Source organism: Qipengyuania algicida (assembly GCF_009828025.1).
GTDB classification, from domain to species: domain Bacteria; phylum Pseudomonadota; class Alphaproteobacteria; order Sphingomonadales; family Sphingomonadaceae; genus Qipengyuania; species Qipengyuania algicida.
The window spans coordinates 44,188-64,267 of sequence record NZ_WTYA01000013.1 but is presented as its reverse complement, the minus strand read 5'-3'; the positions used below and the strand labels follow the sequence as shown (position 1 = coordinate 64,267).

Genomic DNA, 20,080 nt, shown 5'->3' with positions numbered 1-20,080 from the left:
CAAGGTTCTGGCCGGATTTGTCGAACTGTCTGCTGGTTGATGCCTGACTACAAAATTCGAGGGCGGTTTGCGAAACCGGTATGCCTTAATCCGCAGTGGCCGATGACAGCACTGCCTTATAGGCGATCATCAACCGGACTACCGCCCATAGCGGTCCCATTATGGCTGCGGCGATCATGCAGGCAGCAAAATCGGGCTGATACAGCATCAATGTGTTAACCGACCCTCCGAAGAGCCCAGGGACGATGGCCAACAGGAATGCGGCCATTGCCAGCGTCGTGGCAACCGGGAACCATAGGCTCAACAGGCCAGCTACACTCTGTGTCCGCTTGCGCCGCAGTGCGGCGCGGCTGCGCCATGCCCAGCCGGTGCTGACAACGAAGAACAGCGGCAGAACAAGCATCATCAGGAAGGTCGCCTTTGGCCAGATTCGTGAACTCTCCCCGGGATACTCACGACCCAGCGCAATCGCGGTGATGCCATTGAGCAAGGCGCCGTTATCAGCGAAACCGATCCCGCCGTTGGCGTTGACCAGCACGATCGCCGCCTTGCGCTCGGCTGGCAACAGCGTCATCAGCGCCTCGCTGCCTGGAACGAGTCCCCCATGGGCTGCGGTTCCGGCTTGCTGGTCGATAAACCAGCCCAGTCCATAGAACGGTGATTGCGTGCTGGCGGGGCGGAGCATCTGGGCCTTGCCCGCCGCGCTGATAATGTCGTCGCGGCCATCAAGCATGATCGCGGCATAGCGTGCCAGATCGTTGGCGCTGGCAAAGATGCCTCCTGCCGGGGCCGCAACCTGCCCATTCTCGCGTTCGGTGTAGGCGCGCTTGCCGCCGAACCATGGGCGATGGCCACGCGCTACCCCGTCAGGCTCTGCACCGCGGGCAACGAAGCTATGCGTCATCCCGGCCGGTTCAAGGATGCTGCGTTCGATATGGTCAGCGAAATCCTCTCCTGTCACAGCCTCGATCACTGCACCGAGGAGGTGGTAGTTGGTATTGGAATACTCCCAGCGTTCACCGGGAGAGTAGGCCGGGGTCCAGCCTGCGACCATCGCGGCATGTGCGGCGACGGTCTCCGCATGGGGACCGTTGCCCTGCACGGTCGAATAGCCGCTGGTGTGGCTCAGCAACTGGCGCAGGGTGATTGCGCCGCTCGGCGTCCCCGCAAAGGCACCGAGATAGTTGCCAACTCCCGCGTCGAGATCGAGCATCCTTGCCTCGACCAGCTGCATCACCGCAAGGGCGGTGAAGCTTTTAGACACTGACCCGATCAGGAACGGGGTATCTGGTGTGACTGGTTCTCCTGCGCCGGCCAGGGTGGTTCCGCGCGCACCGGCGGCGACCTTGCCCTTGTCGATGGCTGCATAGGCAAGCCCCGGCGCCCCGGATTCGGGCCAGACTGCGGTGACGAAGTCCTCCACCGCTTTGAGCGAAACCGATGCGCTGAGGTTAATTGGCAGAAGAGCCAAAATCGCCAGAAGCATGCTGCGCAATTGATATCTCCGGCTGCAAGACGCGGATGAGATACTGTGCCTTGTGCAGAACGTCTGCACGTATCACAAGATGCAAGTCAGAAATTCATATGTTACCATCAAGGTCAACACGAATTTTCGGCAAGGGTTGAGACATACGACGGGGAGGAGAAGGGGCGATGTCTATACTCAGAATGTTTGCGGTAGGATTTACACTTTTTCTGGCGCATTTGTCTTCTACAGCCATGGCGAACACTTCCAGCACCTACTTGCTGGACAATGTGCAGGTGCTCGATCTCGACGGGGATGCTGCCGTGATCCGCCCGGACATGGCGATCCTTGTTGAGGACGGAATCATCGCCGCAGTAATGCCGTCCGCCGAGCCGCGCTCGAAGGAGGGCTTGAGGATCATCGACGGCGCGGGCCGGATCGCTATGCCGGGGCTAGTCGATATGCACGTTCATGTCTGGGACGAAGCCTCACTCGGAGCCTATCTTGCCGCCGGGGTGACCACCATCCGCAATGCCTCGGGCATGCCGTTCCACCTGCGTCTCGCCGACCGAATCGCGCGGGGCGAGACGCTTGGCCCGCGGCTGATAACCACCGGGCCGATCCTCAACAGCTCTGGTGCCAATGCGCAGATCAACCACCATATTGTGACGACGGCGGAGCAAGCGAGGACGGCGGTGCGGCAGCACCATGCGGCCGGCTTTCGCAGGCTCAAGGTGTATTCCAATCTCACCCGTGCCGCCTACGAGGCGATCCGAGACGAGGCATCGCTACTGGGCATGACGATCATGGGCCACACCCCCGAAGGCTTGCGAGCGCCAGGCGTGCCTTATGACAAGCCTTTCGCAATCGCTTTCGAGGAACTGCTCGACGATGGCTTCGTGACGATCGAGCACGTCGAATCCATCGTCTGGCATAGTCTGCGTGACGCCCATGACGAGAATGCCGCGCGGCAACTGGCGCAGAACATTGCGGCCGCCGGCGTGCCGGTCGATCCGACACTACTGGCGTTTTACAATCTGCTGCAAGTCGCGGAAACAGATGGCGCGTATCTGGAACGCGCCGGCACCGAACGTATCAATCCTCTGCTGGTGGCACAGTCACAGCCCGAATATGAGCGCTGGAAGGCAGAAGACCCGGCGCGCCACCGCGAGGCCTTCGCCTTCTACCAACGCATGACGAAGATGCTGGCGGAAGAAGGCGTGGTGCTGGTGGCGGGCAGCGATGCAGGCATCTTCACCAACGTGCCAGGCGTGTCGCTGGTCGAGGAACTGGAACTACTGGAAGGGGCAGGACTAAGTCGAGCGGACGTGCTGCGGACCGCGACCCAGAATGCCGCAATGGCCCTGGGCGAGGACAGTTTTTTTGGCCGTATCGCGCCGGGTCAGCGCGCCGATCTGATCCTGCTTGAACGCGATCCGGCGGCCGACCTGTCTGCGCTCAGAGCGATTTCCGCTGTGATCGCCGGTGGGCGCTATCTCAACCGCGAGCGGCTCGACGAATTGCTTGCGCGGGCCGCTAATCACGATGTCGCCCGCACACAGCGTCATCTGTTCGAAGCGCTCGAGGCACAAGGCATCGATACCAACGCACTGGAGCTGTGATAGCAAAGGCCGTGACACAAACGTGGTGCGCCATTGCGTGTTGTGGCCTTGCGTTAGGTTTCGACACAAAGCGCCCCTACAGCGCGAAATATCTATGACCGCTTTTGGGAAGCGCGGGCGACTGGTCCGATGACTGGGATTCCCCCCTATCAGTTTGGGAAAAGTGCCGCCGCCTGCCGTTGCGACCGTTCGCCCTACGAGCGCGCGAGATCGCTGGCCAGCCCCAACCTCGGACGAGTGGGAACCTACCCCGACGCTGAGGGGAGGGCCATATTCCACGCTAAGTTGTTGAAATATGGTGGGCGCGGCAAGGATTGAACTTGCGACCCCACCCGTGTGAAGGGTGTGCTCTACCACTGAGCTACGCGCCCGCCCGACCGGTTGAACCGATGGCAGGGGCGCGCCTTTACGCTCTGCGCATTGGCTTGGCAAGGCGCGAAGGCCGTTACAGGGGTGCGCCGTGTCAGTTGCTGAACAATTTCCCCATGACCGCCAGCCAGCTGCGCGCATTTTCGCTGACCGGCTTGGGCGGGGCAGCAATCGGCTCGCATTCGAGGCAATAGGCCTGCATCCCGTTACCACCGAGTAAGCGATCGAGGTCGGTCGACAAGCGCCCTGTCAACGATCGCTCGCGTGCCGCGATCATACCCATCATGTCTTGCTGGCTCTCCTGCTTGTCGCGCTCGAACCAACGCTTGAGCAGGCTTTCGTATGCCGTCTCAGGCGTGCCAAAGTAGACAGGATGCCATTCGCCCTGCTTGAGCCCGGCCTTGCCCGCTGCCCATTGCAGCGCATCGTTCAGCCCGCCGAACTGGTCGACAAGACCGATCTGTCGCGCGCTGCCGCCATCCCATACGCGTCCCTGGCCGATCTTGTCGACGGCTTCGGGCGTCATCTTGCGTGCCTCCGCGACCCGGTCGATGAATTGCTTGTAGCCATTGTTGATGGTCGACTGGATCACGCTATCCACTGCCGGAGTGAACCCGCCGAATACGTCGGGTTGTCCGGAAAGCGGTGTCGTGCGCACCCCGTCTGCATTGACGCCGATCCATTTGGCCGTGTTTTCAAAAGTCGGAATGACCGCAAAGATGCCGATCGATCCGGTGATCGTTTCGGGTTCGGCGAAGATACGGTCCCCGGCGGTCGAAACCCAATATCCCCCGCTGGCCGCGACATTGGCCATCGAAACCGCCACCGGGATGCCGCGGGCCTTCTGGCGCAGGATGGCCTGACGGATTTCCTCGCTCGCCAGTACCGAACCGCCGGGTGAATCGACACGCACAACCAGCGCCTTGATGTCCTGGTTCAGCGCATCGTCGAGCAGACCTGCGATGCGGTCGCCACCTGCTGTGCCCGGTCCGGCATCGCCATCGACGATATCGCCCGCGATCGTGATCACACCGATCGCAGCACCGCCGCTAGGCTGGCCGAGCGATTCGAGCCAGCTGTTGTAATCGGTTGATGCGAATGCGCCGCGCTTGTCGCTGTAAGGATCTTTGCCGACCAGCTGGATCAGGCGCTGGTCAAACTGATCGCGCGTACCGAGTTTGTCGACCAGCCCCGATTTGAGCGAGGCCTGCGCGAGGTCGCCGCCGCTTCCCTCGGCCCAGGCGACCGGATCGTTGGCCGCTTGCTCGACATTCGCTTGCGGCCGCGCCTTCTTCACATTGTCGAGCCAGTCGCTCCACAATGCGCCGTAAAGCGAGGTGTAGTTCTCGCGCGCGGCATCGGACATGGAGTCGCGAAAATAGGGCTCTACGGCGCTCTTGTAGGTGCCGACACGATAGACGTGCGCGTTGATCTTCAGCTTGTCGATCAGGTTCTTGTAATAGAGATGGGTTCCGCCCGGACCGGCGATCATGCTACCGCCCATCGGGTTCATCCATACCTCGCTGGCATGGGCAGCCAGCATCAGTCCGCTGTTGGCATAAGCGGTGGCATAGGTGAGCACCGGCTTCTTCGCTGCACGCACCCGGTCGAGCGCAGCGCCGATCGCCTGCATATGCTCCTGTCCGCCCCCGAGGAACTGGTTGAGATCGAGCACGACAGCCGTGATTCGCGGATCGGTGGCGGCTGAGTCGAGTGCGCGCACTATATCGCGTTCCTGGAATTCGTGAGCTGGCGCTTCGCGGTTGAGCAACACCGATAACGGATCGATTTTAGCTGCTTCCTCGACGACGTAGCCGTCAAGATCGATCACCAGCGCGCCGCCATGGATCTGCGCGGGGGTAGGACGCGCCGTGAGGATGGCGAACAACGCCCAGAAAAACAGCAGCATGAAGATGAGCACCAAGCCATCCTTGATACCCACCAGCAAGCGCCACACCCGCCCTGCAAAAGTCATTCGAACCATCCCGAAATTGTGTTTCGCCCGCCAACCTAGAGACTTGGCGCTCAAACGACTACCGATAAAGCTTGAGCGGTCAATGATGCTCGACTAGGGACATGGCTTCAATGACATCGGCGCCAGAAACCCAAGGATCGGACCGCTTCCCAGCGGGCGGCGCGGCCTTCCCGCATCGCGACCTTATCGCCATATCCCAGCTCGAACGGCACGAAATCCTTTACCTGCTGCACGAAGCGCAGCAATGGATCGGCTGGAACCGGCAAGCGAGCAAACATTCGGAGCTGCTATCCGGCCTCACCATCATCAACGCCTTTTTCGAGAATTCCACCCGCACGCTGCTGTCGTTCGAGATCGCTGGCAAGCGACTGGGGGCGGACGTGGTGAACATGCACGCCGCGCAATCGAGCGTGAAGAAAGGCGAGACACTCATCGACACGGCGATAACGCTAAACGCCATGCGCGCCGATGCGATCGTGATCCGCCATGCATCGAGCGGAGCGACCCAGTTGATCGCTGACAAGGTCGATTGCCCGGTCCTCAACGCGGGCGATGGCAGCCATGAGCATCCGACGCAGGCCTTGCTGGACGCGCTCGCCCTGCGCGAGGCTCTGGCCGCGCGCGGAGAGGCTGCCGAGGATTTCACGGGTATGACCGTCGTAATCTGCGGCGATATCCTGCATAGCCGGGTTGCGCGCTCCAACCTGCTTTGCCTGCAGGCGCTCGGTGCGATTGTGCGCCTGTGCGCGCCGCCTGCGCTGATGCCCGCCGGGGTGGAAGCGATGGGCGCGCAGGTGTTTCACGATTTCGACGCTGCGTTGGATGGCGCGGATGTGGTCATGATGCTGCGCCTGCAATCGGAGCGGATGAGCGGGCAGTTCATTCCCTCGGCACGCGAATATCACCACCTCTATGGGCTGACGACCAAACGGCTGGGGCTGGCGCGAGCGGACGCGCTGGTGATGCATCCCGGCCCCATGAACCGGGGAGTGGAAATCGACAGCGAGGTGGCCGACATGCTCGACCGCTCGATCATCACCCGCCAGGTCGAAATGGGTGTCGCCGTGCGCATGGCCAGCCTCGACATCCTGACCCGACCGGCACGCGGCGTGGAAGGATGGTCGCGATGAAACAGGCACGCGCGATCACCATTACCGGTGGACGACTGGTTTTGCCTGACGGGCTGCGCGATGGCGGGCTGCGCATCGCCGACGGGCTGATAACGGCAGTCGGCGACGTTTCGCCGGAGGATGGCGACGTGGTCATTGGGGCACGGGGCGCGCTGATCGCCCCGGGGCTGGTCGATTACGGGGTGTTCGCCATCGACAAGCCGGCGTTCCATTTCGGCGGGATCACTCGTGCGGCGCTGATGCCCGATCAGTCTCCGCCGCTCGATCTGCCCAGCCGTGTCTCTTACGTCGCCAAGAGCGGCAAGCCCGATTTCTGGGTCCATCCCATCGCTGCTGCGACACGCGGTCTGGAAGGCGCCGAACTCGCCGAGCTTGCGCTCATGCGTGAGGCGGGTGCGCGCGGGATCGCCACCGGGCGTGGCTGGATCGCGGATTCAGGCGTCATGCTGCGGCTGCTGCGCTATGCCGCGATGCTCGACCGGCCGTTGGTCAGCCATGCGGAGGATGCCGGGCTGGTCGGCGCGGCGGTGGCTACCGCTGGCGAAATCGCCACTCGCCTGGGTCTGCCGAGCGCGCCTGCCGAGGCCGAGGCTCTGGCGATCGGCCGCGATGTCATGCTGGCCGGACTTGCAGGAGCACGAGTGCATTTCCGGCAAGTGACCACCCGTGCCGGGCTCGATCTTGTACGCGTCGCCAAACAGAACGGTGTCGCCGTGACAGCCGGCGTGACGCCGGCACATATCCATCTTTCCGACCTCGCGAGCGTCGGCTTCCGCAGCTTCATGCGCCTGTCTCCACCATTACGGGTGGAAGACGATCGCCAGGCCGTTCTGGAAGCGATCGCCGACGGCACCATCGATGTGATCGCGTCGGGCCACGATCCGCGCGGCCCCGAAGACAAGCGTTTGCCTTTTGCCGATGCGGCACCGGGCATGGCAGGCGCGGAAACCTTGCTGCCGATGACACTCGCATTGGTGCGCGACGGCGTGATCGATATGGCCCGCGCTTTCGATCTTGTGGCGGGAGCGCCTGCGCGCCTGCTCGATGTCGATGCCGGGCAGCTCAGGGAAGGCTGGCAGGGGGATGTCGTGCTGGTCGATCCGGAACGTCCGTGGATCGTCGATAGCGGCCAGATGGCAGCAAGTGCGGGTAACACCCCGTTCGATGGGCAACCGGTTCAGGGCAGGGCGCTGCGCCTGTTCAAAGGCGGAGTCGAAATCGCCTGCTGAACAAGAAGGACCCCCCTTCGCATGGAGACGAAGGAGGGTCTGAGGCGGCTCTTCCTGTGGATGGAAGTTCGGTAATTCGGTTGGGGACTTAGCGCGAGGCGACTTGCGTACCGTTACTGATCGCCCCCGGTAGGACGCGTGTGCCGGCGTAGGCAAAGCAGTCTCCGCCTTTGGATTTGACGATCGAGCACATCTGGCGCGCGGAATTACGCGCGAAACCGCCCGCCGCCACGCGATAATAGGTTTTGCCCTTCACGACGGCCTTGGTGATGACCTTGTCCGAGCCCTTGAGCTCGGGGTGAAGACGGTGGAAATTCTTCCACGCCCATTCGGCATCATCCTGCGAGAAATACGAGCCGAGCTGAATGTTGAAATTGCCTTCTTTGCGTTCGAACGCGGCGAGGAATTTCTTGGCTTTGGCATTCGCGGCCGACTTGGTTCTATTCGGATGCGTAATCGCGATTTTCGCGGCGGGTTTCGCGATCGCCTGCGGGACCGGTTCGACCACTTCGTTTACTGCAAACTTGCCGCCGGTTGCGATGGGCGCCGCGCTCGCGGGCCGAGGCTCGACAGGGGGCAGCGTCAGCGCGACCGTCGGTGCGGACGAAGTATTCGACGCGCTTGGCGCGGGCGCTTCCGGCGGCAGTTCGGCGGTGCTCGCGCTTGCCAGTTCGACTGGCCTGGATGCCGACGCCGGGGCGGCGTTCTGGGTCGCCGCCTCGTCGGCCAGCATTTGCGTGCTGGGGAAGTTGGCAAGCGCCAATTCGGCGGGCTGGCCCGGATCGTTGGCAAGCTTCACACCCAGCAGGCTGGCGATCCTTTGCTGAGCCATCTGGGGGTTCGTGAGAACGGCCCATTCACCAAGCCGCTGGCCGAGCTGGTTGGCTGGCAGGTCCTGTGCTGCGATCAGGCGTGCAGTACGCCAGTCGCCGGTCAATGCGAAAGAATAGGCCAGGTTCTGGCGAATCTTGGCGGTGTTTTCGCCGCTCCGGAGCGCACGTCCGAGCACGTCGATGCCTTCCTTGGGGCGACCGGCAAGCACCATTGCGAGGCCATAGTTCGCCGGGTCGAGCGAAGCCTTGTATTGATCGATGGTTTGCAGGGCGGATTCATTGTGACCTGCGGCAATCTGGGTGAGGGCATAGGCGAGTACCGTGCGCGCCGAAGTGTCTCCCAGCTTTACCGCATCGCCCAAGGCAGTCTCCGCCGATCCGAAGCGGCCCGACTGGATATAGGCGGCCCCGAGGAGCGCGCGGTTCTGCGCGTCGCGCGGGCTGGCGAGCACCGCCGCCTGCGCGCTTTCGACCGCGCGCGGATCCTTGCCCTTGGCCAGAGCCACGCGAGCCTGTTCCGCCGACATGGCTGAACTGGGCGCAACCTTGCCAGCGCAACCCGCCAGCGTCGTGCTGGCAAGTGCAGTGGTGATCGCAAAGGCCCAGATCCGGGTCCGATTGGCGGTGGTGGTCGTGCTCATCTCAATTCCTCCGGTCCGTTTGCGGACGGTTGGTCGGGCATGTCAGTCCCGCAGCACTTGTGCTGCGATGATGTCGATTTCGGGCATCTGGCCGAGCAGCGCATCAAGCGCATCGGTCACCAGTTGCTGGGCACTGCGGCCACGCACCGTGCAGGCGAGGCGCAGCTTCAAGTGGCGTTCGTGATCCAGCCGCAAGGTAAAGGCGGCGCGGCGGCTGTTGCGCTTGTTGCTGCTCGCTACCTTGGCGTCGGCCATGGCGGAGTTCGATTCGAGCTTCTGCGCGATCTTCTCGATCGAATCGCGCACCGGGCTGCTGGAGGGCTTGTCCTGCGCGCTGGCGGCATTGAGCATGACGACCTGGCCAGACGTTTCCTTCTGGTCTTCGTCGCCCATGTCGTTCCAGCCCAGATCCTCAAGGCTGGCCGCGACCTGCTTGCCATCGACCGGACCCGCGGTGTTCTGCGGGCGCATTGCCGGCTTGGCGCCTCCCTTGCGAGCGAGCAGGCTGGGGGACAGGGAGGCGAAACTGGCGTCGCTCATGCGTGTGCCCTCGACTCCTGTGCGTTACTGTGCGACCCGGCGGCCGAAGCCGCCAGCGGGGCGATACGCTCCCGGTAGTGCCGATTGCGAATTGGGTGCGGCGAAGACCGTCCGGCGGAAATTCTTTTCCAGGCGGTCGGAAATGTATTTCCACAGCGCGGTAACCTCGGCGGCGCTGCGGCCATCGGGGTCCACTTCCATCACCGTGCGGCCATCGATCATCGAAGCGGCGAAATCGGTGCGGTGGTGGAGGGTTATCGGGGCGACGGTGCCGTGCTGCGACAGCGCGACGGCGGCCTCGGACGTGATCTTGGCCTTGGGCGTCGCGGCATTGACCACGAATACTAGCGGCTTTCCGGCGCGCTCGCACAGATCGACCGTGGCACCCACGGCGCGCAGATCGTGCGGGCTGGGGCGAGTCGGGACGACGATCAGTTCGGCGACCGAAATGACGGACTGGATCGCCATGGTGATAGCGGGCGGGGTGTCGATGACGGCCAGCTTGAAGCCCTGCTGGCGCAGCACCTGAAGATCGCTGGCAAGCCGGGCAACCGTGGTCTGCGCAAAGGCGGGATATTCCGCCTCGCGCTCGTTCCACCAGTCGGCGAGCGAGCCTTGCGGGTCGATATCGATCAGGACGACCGGGCCAGCACCTGCGCGCTGAGCCTGGACGGCCATGTGTCCGGATAGGGTCGTCTTGCCCGATCCGCCTTTTTGCGATGCCAAAGCGAGTACTCGCACGCCTGGTCCCCCTGAGATGCGCCTTAGGACTACGTTACAATCGCCCCTGTTCGGGCGGCTCAACCATGGCTTCGCAGACTACCCCTAATTTTGCGTTAATGACGGGGATCGTTTGATTGCCTCGCGCAGTCCCTTTCGTTGCCGCGACTTGCTGATAAAGCCGGATTTGCGGCGGTTCGGTTCCACCGGGATCGGGCAGGGGAGAGCGAATGGAATTTTACGAAGCTCTGGACGAGAACGGCGCGACTCCCGACCAGCCGCTGGCGCGCGGGCGCGATCGCATCGCCAGTCTCGATGTAACGCGCGGTGTGGCGGTGCTCGGCATATTGATCGCCAATATCATCGCCTTCGGCCAGCCTTTCGACGCCTATAGCTATCCCGGCGCATTCCTCGCGCCGGTCGGCCCGCTCGACCACTGGTTGTGGGCGGCGCAGCTGGTGCTGGTCGATGGCAAGTTTCGCGGCGTGTTCACCCTGCTTTTCGGTGCCGGGATATATCTGTTCATGGAACGCGCATGGGCGCGTGGTGAGGGCGCCGGGCGACAGATGCGAAGGCTGGCGTGGCTCTGCGCGTTCGGCCTGGCCCATTTCATCTTGCTGTGGCGCGGCGACATTCTGTTTTTCTATGCGGTTGCGGGTTTTGGGGCGCTGTTCTTCCTTGATCTTTCACCGGGCCGACAGGTGTTGCTGGGCGTGCTGGCCTATGTCGCCGGAGCTGTGTTGAGCTTCACCTCGACCGTCCCGATGGAACAGGCGGCCGACGGGCATTTCGCTGCGCATACCGAGATGGCCGCGACTCAGGGCAGGCTGCTTGAGGCAGAGGCGGGGGATTTGTCGGACGGCAGCGACGAAGCGGCAATTCTCACGCGTGGCGATTATCCCGCCTTCGTCGCGCATACGATGGCTCGCCACCTGCCCAGCCTGCCGTTCCAGACGTTTTATTTCGCGTTCGAGACGCTGCCGCTGATGCTGATAGGGATGGGGCTCTATCGTCTCGGGCTGTTTTCCGGCGGGTTCGCGGCGCGCGAGCAATGGTTGTGGGGTGGGGCGGCGGTGGCGCTGAGCATCGCGACGACGATCCCGATCGCCTTGTGGGCACTCGGTAAGGGGCTGAGCTACTACGCCACCATCGCTGCATTCGACGGCTGGAGCGCGATGCCGCGGCTTGCCGGGTCGCTCGGCTATCTGACTCTGCTCGCACTCTATGGCCAGCGCGCGCATGGCTGGCTTGCGCGCCACTTCGCGCTGGCGGGCCGTACTGCTTTCAGCAACTACCTCGGCACTTCGGTGGTGATGATGCTGGTGTTTCCCGGCTGGGGTCTCGGCCTGTTCGGCGAACTGACCCGCATCCAGCTCTATGGCGTGGTGCTGATCGCATGGGTGGTGATGCTCGCTTGGCCCGGCCCATGGCTCGCCCGCTTCCGTTACGGCCCGCTCGAATGGCTGTGGCGCTGCCTCACCTATGGACAATTGGTGCCGATGCGCAGGCAATAAAGATTCCGGCTTGCTAATGAGAATGGTTCGCACTAGCATCCATTCCAGCGAAAGATTCGGGAGCTGTCCAAGGATGTATGTCTGCATCTGCAATGCCATTCGCGAAAGCGACCTGCGTCGCGCCGCGCGCCACTGCGTTGGCGGGGCGGAGGCATGCTATGCCGCGCTTGGCAAGCGGCCCGATTGCGGAACCTGCCTCGAAGACGCGCAGGAGATTATCGAGGAAGAGCGCGAACTCGGCTTCCGTGCCGTCCACGCGGCCTAGCGTAATCTTCCGTAGCTGGCGGGCTTGATCCCCCGGTCCCGCGCTCGCATAGTCCCGCTCGCAGTCACAATGGAGAAACGAGCGTGAAGGGCGACGACAAGGTTATCGAATACCTCAACAAGGCGCTGACCAACGAACTCACCGCGATCAACCAGTACTGGCTGCATTACCGCGTGCTCGCCGATTGGGGTGTGGCCAAGCTTGCAGCTTACGAGCGCAAGGAATCGATCGAGGAGATGGAACACGCCGACAAGCTTGCCGAGCGTATCCTGTTTCTCGAGGCGCTGCCCAATTTCCAGGCGCTGCACAAGCTCAAGGTGGGCGAGACGGTCGAGGAGATCCTCAAGGCCGATCTGGCGCTGGAAATGGAGGCGATCCCGCTGTTGCGAGAAGCCGCCGAATACTGCCAGCAATGCAAGGACTTCACCTCGGGCCAGATCTTCGAGGATATCCTCGCCAACGAGGAAGAGCACGTCGATTTCCTCGAAACGCAATTCGACATGATCAAGCGCATGGGGCTGGAGAATTACGTGCAGCTACAGAGCCGCCCGGCTGGAGAAGATGGCGAGGGGTAAGGCTCGTTGAGTCTGATATGTTTGGGTTAGCTGACGACGAAGGATTCCGCTGACAAAACTCCCACATCACCTGCGCGGAATACTTCTCCCCAGACCGTCACCTGCGTTTGCCAAGGAAGTAGCATTGGTTTGGATCGGAAACCTCGCAGCAGTCGCTCCATGCCTTCCGCAAATGTTGTACCTTCTAGTGACACCTTTGGCATCCCCGCCAGCCCACTATTAAATAGTCGCCCAGTTTCATCCAGCCACAGTTGACCATGACCATGATGGCATTCCCCAATGCCGACAAACCGACATTTCAAGATCGTTTGCCATGCTTCAACGAGCTGATCGGGCATGTCTGTCTCATAAAATTCTACATCGCTCTTGGCGCATTCTTCGCCCCGACCCGTCTCGCCGACTTTAAGGCCACCAAACGATTGCAGAACATCGAAAGCCCGGTGATCTCTTGGCACATTCGTGCTGACTTGAACTCGGCGCTCAGGCACCCACCCTGCTCTGCGGAATTCGGGTTCGATGGCGGAGGATAAGACTTCCATCAAGAATGCCTACAAAACAACACCCATGTCGATCAATCAATTTGTATCGGAAGTTCCGAATTTAGACCACCAATCAATCCATACATCGAACGCGGCTGGGAGGCGGTGTCTCAAAGTTGTGTGGGAAGCTTAAGCACGTTCTCGCGTCTACCGGGAGAGGACTGGGGCCGAGTTCGACTTAAATGAATTTTTTGGTCTCGCTTGTTTCCGGCCTGCGTCGGAATGACGGCAATGTCGTCGTTAACTGCCCTCAACCTCACCCCTTCGCATAAGGGTTCTTCGGACTCTTCAGCACCACCCGCACCGGCACGGCGTCGAAGCCCAGTTCCCTGCGGATACCGTTCACCAGATAGCGTTCGTAGCTCTTGGGCAATGCATCCAGTCGCGTCCCGAACACCACGAAGCGCGGGGGGCGGGTGCCGGCCTGGGTGATGTAGCGCAGCTTGATCCGCTTGCCGCCGGGCGCGGGCGGGGGATTGGCTTCCAGCGCATCGTCAAACCAGCGATTGAGCGCAGCGGTCGAGACACGTTTTGACCACGCATCGCGCAGTTCGAAGGCGGCGTGGAGCATGGTGTCGAGCCCCTTGCCGGTCTTGGCGGAGACCGCGAACACCGGCAGCCCGCGCACCTGCGAAAGCCCTTCGTCGAGCGCGCCCTTGATCCCGTTGAACAGGCTGCTGGCGTTGTCGGCGATGTCCCATTTGTTGATCGCCACCATCAGCGCGCGGCCTTCTTCCAGCACCATGGAGGCGATCTTGAGGTCCTGATGCTCAAGTCCGCGCGTCGCATCGAGCAACAACACCACAACCTCTGCGAAATCGACCGCACGGCGCGCATCCGCTACCGAGAGCTTCTCCAGCTTTTCGACGACCTGCGCCTTCTTGCGCATACCGGCCGTGTCGATCAGGCGGATGTCGCGGCGTTCCCCGGTGCGCGAGTCGAGCCAGTTCCAGTCCACTGCAATCGAATCGCGCGTAATTCCCGCTTCCGGCCCGGTCAGCAGGCGATCCTCACCCAGCAGCCGGTTGATAAGCGTCGACTTGCCGGCATTGGGCCGTCCGACGATCGCGAGCTTGAGCGGTCCCAGGGGACGCTCGCCATCCTCTTCCTCTTCCCCCTCGATCTCGCCAGCGCGCTCTGAACCTTCGGCCTTTTCGCCGATCACCGGCCACAGCGCGCCGAACAGATCGGCCACACCTTCGCCATGCTCGGCCGACAGCGCGACCGGTTCGCCAAGGCTGAGATTGTAGCATTCGAGCACACCGCTTTCGCCCGCCGCGCCCTCGGCCTTGTTGGCCACCAGCACCACCGGCACGCTCTGGGTGCGGAGCCAGCGGGCGATTTCCTCGTCGAGCGGGGTAAGGCCTGCGCGTGCGTCGATCACGAACAGCGCGGCATCCGCCCCTTCGATGCTGACTTCGGTTTGCGCGCGCATCCTCCCGGGAAGAGTATCGGGATCCTCGTCCTCCCATCCGGCAGTGTCGACAGCGGTAAATTCGAGGCCAGCGACCACGGCATCGCCCATCCGGCGGTCTCGCGTTACGCCGGGCTGGTCATCGACCAGCGCGAGCTTTTTGCCCACCAGCCGGTTGAACAGCGTGGATTTGCCCACATTGGGGCGACCGATGATGATGACCTGCGGTTTCATGTCCGCCGCGGTAGGACGTAGGGGCTGCGCGTCAATCCCGTTTGAGTTTTCCGGCCCGTTTCGGGCCTCAGGCCCGTTTGGGATTTCCGGCCCTTTTCGGCCTTCAGGCTTTTTTCGCGACCGGGGCGTCTTCGCCCAGATCTTCGAACCATGCCTCGACCGGACCGGTAAGCTTGAGCGTCAGCGGCTTGCCGCGCCGGTCGACGGTCTTGCCCGCCTGCACGCGAACCCAGCCTTCAGGAATCGAATATTCCTCGATATCGGTGCGCTGGCGGCCCTTGAAACGAATGCCGACGCCGCGCTTCAACGCCTCGACGTCGAAATGCGGGCTGCCGGCATGGACCGAGAGGCGCTCGGGCGGGGTGTCCGCGGCGTTGCTGGCGGCGGCGGTGTCTGCGGTCTGGTCGGTGTCGCTCATCGCGCGGCGGATAGTCGTCGCCCAGCTTTGCGTCAATCGGGAGGCGGCGTTTCGATGGGGCCGGGATTGGGCGTGTCGATGTCGGGTGCGGGTGGCGCGACTTCGGGAGGCTCGTTCGCAGGCGATTCGACCGGGCTGGGTTTCGGCGGCACTTCCTGCGGCGTGGTGGGGTCGATCGTGTCGGGGGCGGGCTGGGCATTCATGGCAATCGGTCCTCTCTGGTTGGAGTGAAAACGCCGTCCGTCGCATGGCTGTTCCACCAAATCGTCCCGACGCTTGCCCTTTTCGCCGCACACGACTAGAGGCACCCGCCTACGCGCGACGGCTTCGGGCCGCCGTGCAACTCCGTTTGGGCTCGCGGGCGTGGCGGAACTGGTAGACGCGCTGGTTTTAGGTACCAGTATCGCAAGATGTGGGGGTTCGAGTCCCTTCGCCCGCACCAGTTCAATCATGCCCGGCGCAAGCCAGGTTCCTAAAGGTTCGAAAGTTCGAAAGTTCGCCAGTCCATGCAAGTTACCGAAACCACCAATAAGGGCCTCAAGCGGGCATACACCCTGACCATCACGGCCAAGGAAATCGATTCCAAGGTCGCTGCGGAGATCAAGAAGATCGCCCCGCAGGTACGGATGCCCGGCTTCCGCCCCGGCAAGGTGCCGACCAATCTGCTGCGCAAGATGCATGGCGAACAGGTCCACGCGCAGGTGCTCAACGATACAATTCGCGAATCGGTCGATTCGCTGATGAAGGACAAGGAACTGCGCCCTGCGATGCAGCCGCAGATCGAGCTGGGCGAAGGGTATGAGGAAGGCAAGGACGCCGAAGTCAGCGTCGCGCTGGAAGTGCTGCCCCAGGTCACCGTACCTTCGACCGACGGCTTGAAGCTGGAGCGGTTGACCGTGCCCGTCACCGACGAGCAGGTCGACGAGGCGCTGGAGCGGATTGCGGGCCAGAACAAGAGCTACAAGGACGCCGCCAAGACCAGGAAGGCCGCTGAGGGCGACCAGCTGATCATCGATTTCGTGGGGCGTGTCGACGGCGTCGAATTCGAAGGTGGCAAGGCTGAAGGCACGCCGCTGGTGATCGGATCGGGCGCATTCATCCCCGGTTTCGAGGAACAGCTCACCGGCGTGAAGACCGGCGATACCAAGACCATCACCGTGACCTTCCCGGCCGATTACCAGGCCAAGGATCTTGCCGGCAAGGAAGCGGAATTCGACATTACCGTTCAGGCGGTGAAGACCGAAACCGACACCAAGATCGATGAGGATTTCGCCAAGAACCTCGGCCTCGAAAGCCTCGAGCAGCTTCAGGGCCTAATCCGCGGCCAGCTGGAGCAGGAAACCGCCGGGCTGACCCGCACGCAGATGAAGCGCGCGCTGCTCGACCAGCTTGCCGCCGGTCACGATTTCGACGTGCCCGAGCAGATGGTCGATGCCGAATTCGACCAGATCTGGCAGCAGCTCCAGCAGGAAGCGGCGCAGTCGGACGATGCGGCTGCCGCGATGAAGGAAATCGAGGACGAGAAGGACGATTACCGCGCGATCGCCGTGCGCCGCGTCCGTCTCGGCCTGCTCCTCTCCGAAATCGGCCAGGACGCCGGTGTGCAGGTGAGCCAGCAGGAAATGTCGATGCTGATGCAGCAGGCTGCCCAGCAGTATCGCCCCGAAGACCGCGAGCGGTTCATGCAGTTCGTCCAGCAGGAGCCGATGGCCGCTGCACAGCTGCGCGCCCCTCTGTATGAGGACAAGGTCGTCGACTATCTGTTCGACAAGGCCGAGATTACCGACCGCGAAGTGACCCGTGAGGAGCTTGAGGCGGCGATCGAGGCGGAAGATACCGCCGAAGCCAAGCCGGCTGCAAAGAAGAAGGCTCCGGCCAAGAAGGCTGCTGCGAAAAAGGCCCCGGCCAAGAAAGCCGAAGCCAAGGACGAGGCAGACGCCAAGTCTGCCGCCAAGAAGGCACCGGCGAAGAAGGCTGCTGCTGAGAAGGCAGAGGACAATCCCGCTGCTGAAAAGGCTCCGGCCAAGAAGGCCCCGGCGAAGAAAGCTCCGGCCAAAAAGGCTGACGCTGAAGAAAAGCCCGCCGCCAAGAAGGCTCCTGCCAAGAAGTCCGCGGCGAAGAAGGCTCCGGCCAAGAAGTAATCCGCACCTATCCGGGTTCCGGCGCTCAAGCGGCACCGGAACCCGTGAGCGGTTTCATTTGTTTGCCTGCATATGACGATGCAGGCGATTTTCGGCGATCCTACCGCGCATATCGACACTGCTCAGGCATGTGCCCGGATGGCGGTGATCTTCGTATTCGGGCTATTGCTCGTGCGGCTCGCCGGAAGGCGCATCTTCGGGCGCTGGGCTGCGCTCGACATTACTGTCGCCATCATGTTGGGCTCCAACCTCAGTCGCGCGGCCACCGGCAATGCGGCGATGATCCCGACGATCGCAGAATCGCTGTTGCTGATCGCCTTGCATTACATGCTTGCGCAGGCGGCTGCCCGCAGCGCGTGGTTTGCCCGCCTGGTCGAAGGGCCGGAGATCATCCTTGGGCGGGGTGGCAAAATCGATGAGGCTGCGCGCAAGCAGCATGGCGTATCGCGGCTCGACATCAAGGAGGCGCTCCACGAAAAGGGGATGGAGCAAATTTCGGAAACCGACGGCATCGCACTCGAAACGTCCGGCAAGCTGGGCATTACCACTCCCCCGCGCCGATGATCGAAGCCAATATCCGTGATTACACGCTGACGGTTTCGCTGGTGGTCGAAGGGATCGCCGCGCTGATCGTTACGTTTGCCGTGGCCGAAGCCATCGTGCGATTGCTGTTGGACGCGCGTTTCAGACAAACTCCGATCGCGATCTCCCATGCCGGGAAAGAGTAGATCCGCCTGCGTCTCGGGCGCTGGCTGGCGCTTGCGCTGGAGCTGCTGCTGGGTGCCGACATCATGCGCACCGCGGTCGCGCCAAGTTGGTCGGACATCGGCAAGCTGGCCGCCATCGCCGCGGTGCGAACGGCGCTCAATTTCTTTCTCCAACGCGAAATCGACGGTGCCGCGGCGCGGGAAGTTGCCGCTACGCAGCGCAGTCAGTCGAGCGGCGGCGGTGCCCATGGCTCGAATGACGGCGGTGACAGCTTGGCCGAGCGCACCGCTTCATAGGCGGCGCCCGCCTTCAGGACGTCGGCGTCACGCCATTTTCCGCTCATGATGCTGAGGCCGATGGGCAGGCCGTCCACGTCGCCCATCGGCACGGTGAGGTGCGGATAGCCGGCAATGGCGGCCAGGGCGCCGGCCCCGATATTGCCGCTGAAATGATCGCCGTTGACGAGATCGCTGGTCCAGGCCGGCCCCATCGTCGGTGCGATGAGGAAGGCGACCTTGTTGTCCGCCATAAGCTTGTCGATGCCCTGCGGCCCGGCAAGATCGAACGAGGTCTGGCGGGCCTTTTCATAGGCGGGCTTGTCGGTCGCCTTCAGCGCCTGTTCGAACGTTCGCTGACCGAACCAGCGCAACTCCTGATCAGCGTGGGCCTTGTTGAAAGCGACGAGATCGGCGAGTGTTTTGGGCATTCCCGGTTCGGGTAGCGAGCCTAGATAGCTCTGCATGTCGGTGCGCAATTCGTACAGCAGAACGGTAAATTCGGCCTCGCCCATCTTGTCGGGCATGTCGTAATCGATGGGTACCAGCACCGCGCCCGCCCGCTTGAGATCGTCCAGCGCTCTGTCGAACAGTGCCTTTACGTCCTTGCGTGTACCGATTTGTTTTTCCATCACTCCGATGCGCACGCCCTTGAGCGATGCCCCCTTGAGCGCAGCGGCAAAGTCGATCTTGTGCTCGTTCGCATCCTCGGTCGCGGGATCGGCCGGATCGCTACCCGCGATCGCGGTAAGCAGCATCGCGGCATCGTGGACGTTCTGTGCCATCGGCCCGGCGGTGTCCTGCGAATGGCTGATCGGTACGATATGCGTGCGGCTGACGAGGCCGACGGTCGGCTTGAACCCGACCACGCCATTGATGCTGGCCGGGCAGGTGATCGATCCGTCGGTCTCCGTGCCGAGCGCCGCCCAGGCGAAACCGGCGGCCACCGCAGCGCCGCTGCCCGAGGATGAGCCGCAGGTATTGCGGTCGATGGCATGGGGGTTTTTGGTCAGCCCGCCGACCGCGCTCCATCCGCTGGTCGAATTGCCGTCACGGATATTGGCCCATTCGCTGAGATTGGTCTTGCCCAGCACGACACCACCTGCCGCACGCAGCCGGGCGATGAGCGGCGCATCGCGCCCGGTGCGATTGCCTGCCAGGGCCAGAGATCCGGCAGTGGTCGGCCATTCGCGCGTCTCGATATTGTCCTTCACCAGCACCGTACGTCCACCAAGCGGGAGGTTGGCAGCATCGTCCGCCTCCTTGCGCGCGGTTTGCTCGTCAGCCTGCACGATTACGGCGTTGAGCTGCGGCCCCGTATCGTCGAGCGCCTTGATCCGCTCCAGATAGGCGGCTGCATCGTCCCCCGGTGAGGCTGAGGCGGGGAGGGCGAGGCCGAAAACGGCCAGCGGGGCGACGCGCGCGAGAAGATTGCTCATTGCCGCTTCATGCGGCGCGAACGCGTGTGTCGCA

The 20,080-nt window shown here is 62.7% G+C and carries 20 protein-coding genes and 2 tRNA genes; 11 read left to right on the top strand and 11 right to left on the bottom strand.

Going from position 1 to position 20,080, the window contains the following annotated elements:
- Nucleotides 1-85: 85 nt before the first annotated feature.
- A complete protein-coding gene (locus GRI58_RS14210) occupies nt 86-1,486 on the bottom strand; it encodes a serine hydrolase domain-containing protein (protein ID WP_160754276.1) in 1,401 nt (466 codons plus the stop codon).
- A gap of 233 nt (nt 1,487-1,719) precedes the next feature.
- Between GRI58_RS14210 and GRI58_RS14205 the strand changes: the two genes are divergently transcribed.
- A complete protein-coding gene (locus GRI58_RS14205; protein WP_160754265.1) occupies nt 1,720-3,087 on the top strand; it encodes an amidohydrolase family protein in 1,368 nt (455 codons plus the stop codon).
- A gap of 296 nt (nt 3,088-3,383) precedes the next feature.
- On the opposite strand, the gene GRI58_RS14200 is transcribed toward GRI58_RS14205, so the two are convergent.
- Both GRI58_RS14200 and sppA read right to left on the bottom strand, forming a co-directional pair.
- Nucleotides 3,384-3,458, bottom strand: a tRNA-Val gene (locus tag GRI58_RS14200).
- Between the two features lie 92 nt (nt 3,459-3,550).
- The gene (gene sppA, locus GRI58_RS14195) at nt 3,551-5,431 is read right to left on the bottom strand and encodes a signal peptide peptidase SppA (RefSeq protein ID WP_160754264.1); all 1,881 of its coding nucleotides are present in this window, start codon (nt 5,429-5,431) and stop codon (nt 3,551-3,553) included.
- Nucleotides 5,432-5,532: 101 nt separating this feature from the next.
- Here sppA and GRI58_RS14190 point away from each other — a divergent pair, with 101 nt between their 5' ends.
- Nucleotides 5,533-6,561: an aspartate carbamoyltransferase catalytic subunit gene (locus tag GRI58_RS14190; RefSeq protein WP_419957052.1), complete on the top strand. Its 1,029-nt coding sequence runs from the start codon at nt 5,533-5,535 to the stop codon at nt 6,559-6,561.
- Nucleotides 6,558-7,790 (top strand): dihydroorotase, encoded by a 1,233-nt coding sequence (locus tag GRI58_RS14185; RefSeq protein ID WP_160754262.1) that lies wholly within the window; start codon nt 6,558-6,560, stop codon nt 7,788-7,790. The genes GRI58_RS14190 and GRI58_RS14185 overlap by 4 nt, the downstream gene beginning before the upstream one ends.
- An 88-nt stretch (nt 7,791-7,878) precedes the next feature.
- On the opposite strand, the gene GRI58_RS14180 is transcribed toward GRI58_RS14185, so the two are convergent.
- From GRI58_RS14180 to GRI58_RS14170, 3 genes are read right to left on the bottom strand one after another with little or no spacing between them, the layout of a single operon-like run.
- Nucleotides 7,879-9,264: an SPOR domain-containing protein gene (locus GRI58_RS14180; protein WP_160754261.1), complete on the bottom strand. Its 1,386-nt coding sequence runs from the start codon at nt 9,262-9,264 to the stop codon at nt 7,879-7,881.
- Nucleotides 9,265-9,306: 42 nt separating this feature from the next.
- Nucleotides 9,307-9,804 (bottom strand): hypothetical protein, encoded by a 498-nt coding sequence (locus GRI58_RS14175; protein ID WP_160754260.1) that lies wholly within the window; start codon nt 9,802-9,804, stop codon nt 9,307-9,309.
- A gap of 24 nt (nt 9,805-9,828) precedes the next feature.
- Nucleotides 9,829-10,545, bottom strand: a complete 717-nt coding sequence (locus GRI58_RS14170) for an AAA family ATPase (protein ID WP_160754259.1) — start codon at nt 10,543-10,545, stop codon at nt 9,829-9,831.
- A 209-nt stretch (nt 10,546-10,754) separates the two neighbouring features.
- Here GRI58_RS14170 and GRI58_RS14165 point away from each other — a divergent pair, with 209 nt between their 5' ends.
- From GRI58_RS14165 to bfr, 3 genes are all read left to right on the top strand, one after another.
- Nucleotides 10,755-12,038 (top strand): DUF418 domain-containing protein, encoded by a 1,284-nt coding sequence (locus tag GRI58_RS14165; RefSeq protein ID WP_160754258.1) that lies wholly within the window; start codon nt 10,755-10,757, stop codon nt 12,036-12,038.
- A gap of 73 nt (nt 12,039-12,111) precedes the next feature.
- Nucleotides 12,112-12,303, top strand: a complete 192-nt coding sequence (locus GRI58_RS14160; protein ID WP_160754257.1) for a (2Fe-2S)-binding protein — start codon at nt 12,112-12,114, stop codon at nt 12,301-12,303.
- Between the two features lie 83 nt (nt 12,304-12,386).
- Nucleotides 12,387-12,878: a bacterioferritin gene (bfr, locus tag GRI58_RS14155; protein ID WP_160754256.1), complete on the top strand. Its 492-nt coding sequence runs from the start codon at nt 12,387-12,389 to the stop codon at nt 12,876-12,878.
- Between the two features lie 26 nt (nt 12,879-12,904).
- Here the strand turns inward: bfr and GRI58_RS14150 are convergent, their stop codons facing one another.
- From GRI58_RS14150 to GRI58_RS15470, 4 genes are all read right to left on the bottom strand, one after another.
- Nucleotides 12,905-13,417: an SUKH-3 domain-containing protein gene (locus GRI58_RS14150; RefSeq protein ID WP_160754255.1), complete on the bottom strand. Its 513-nt coding sequence runs from the start codon at nt 13,415-13,417 to the stop codon at nt 12,905-12,907.
- 256 nt (nt 13,418-13,673) lie between these two features.
- Complete coding sequence (der, locus tag GRI58_RS14145; protein ID WP_160754254.1) at nt 13,674-15,065, bottom strand: ribosome biogenesis GTPase Der; 1,392 nt, start codon at nt 15,063-15,065, stop codon at nt 13,674-13,676.
- Between the two features lie 103 nt (nt 15,066-15,168).
- Complete coding sequence (locus GRI58_RS14140; protein ID WP_160754253.1) at nt 15,169-15,483, bottom strand: DUF3297 family protein; 315 nt, start codon at nt 15,481-15,483, stop codon at nt 15,169-15,171.
- Nucleotides 15,484-15,515: 32 nt separating this feature from the next.
- Entirely contained in the window at nt 15,516-15,686 is a 171-nt protein-coding gene (locus GRI58_RS15470) for a hypothetical protein (RefSeq protein ID WP_202386994.1), read from the bottom strand.
- Between the two features lie 154 nt (nt 15,687-15,840).
- Between GRI58_RS15470 and GRI58_RS14135 the strand changes: the two genes are divergently transcribed.
- The 5 genes from GRI58_RS14135 to GRI58_RS14115 all read left to right on the top strand — a co-directional run bounded on the left by GRI58_RS14135 (nt 15,841) and on the right by GRI58_RS14115 (nt 18,628).
- Nucleotides 15,841-15,925 (top strand) — tRNA-Leu (locus GRI58_RS14135).
- A 64-nt stretch (nt 15,926-15,989) separates the two neighbouring features.
- Complete coding sequence (gene tig, locus GRI58_RS14130) at nt 15,990-17,624, top strand: trigger factor (RefSeq protein WP_160754252.1); 1,635 nt, start codon at nt 15,990-15,992, stop codon at nt 17,622-17,624.
- A 78-nt stretch (nt 17,625-17,702) separates the two neighbouring features.
- Nucleotides 17,703-18,188, top strand: coding sequence for a DUF421 domain-containing protein (locus GRI58_RS14125; protein ID WP_160754251.1), 486 nt, complete (start codon nt 17,703-17,705; stop codon nt 18,186-18,188).
- Nucleotides 18,185-18,352, top strand: a complete 168-nt coding sequence (locus GRI58_RS14120; RefSeq protein WP_160754250.1) for a hypothetical protein — start codon at nt 18,185-18,187, stop codon at nt 18,350-18,352. The genes GRI58_RS14125 and GRI58_RS14120 overlap by 4 nt, the downstream gene beginning before the upstream one ends.
- The gene (locus tag GRI58_RS14115; protein ID WP_160754275.1) at nt 18,353-18,628 is read left to right on the top strand and encodes a DUF1622 domain-containing protein; all 276 of its coding nucleotides are present in this window, start codon (nt 18,353-18,355) and stop codon (nt 18,626-18,628) included.
- On the opposite strand, the gene GRI58_RS14110 is transcribed toward GRI58_RS14115, so the two are convergent.
- Complete coding sequence (locus GRI58_RS14110; RefSeq protein ID WP_160754249.1) at nt 18,556-20,046, bottom strand: amidase; 1,491 nt, start codon at nt 20,044-20,046, stop codon at nt 18,556-18,558. The two genes, GRI58_RS14115 and GRI58_RS14110, sit on opposite strands and share 73 nt — an antisense overlap.
- Nucleotides 20,047-20,080 lie beyond the last annotated feature (34 nt).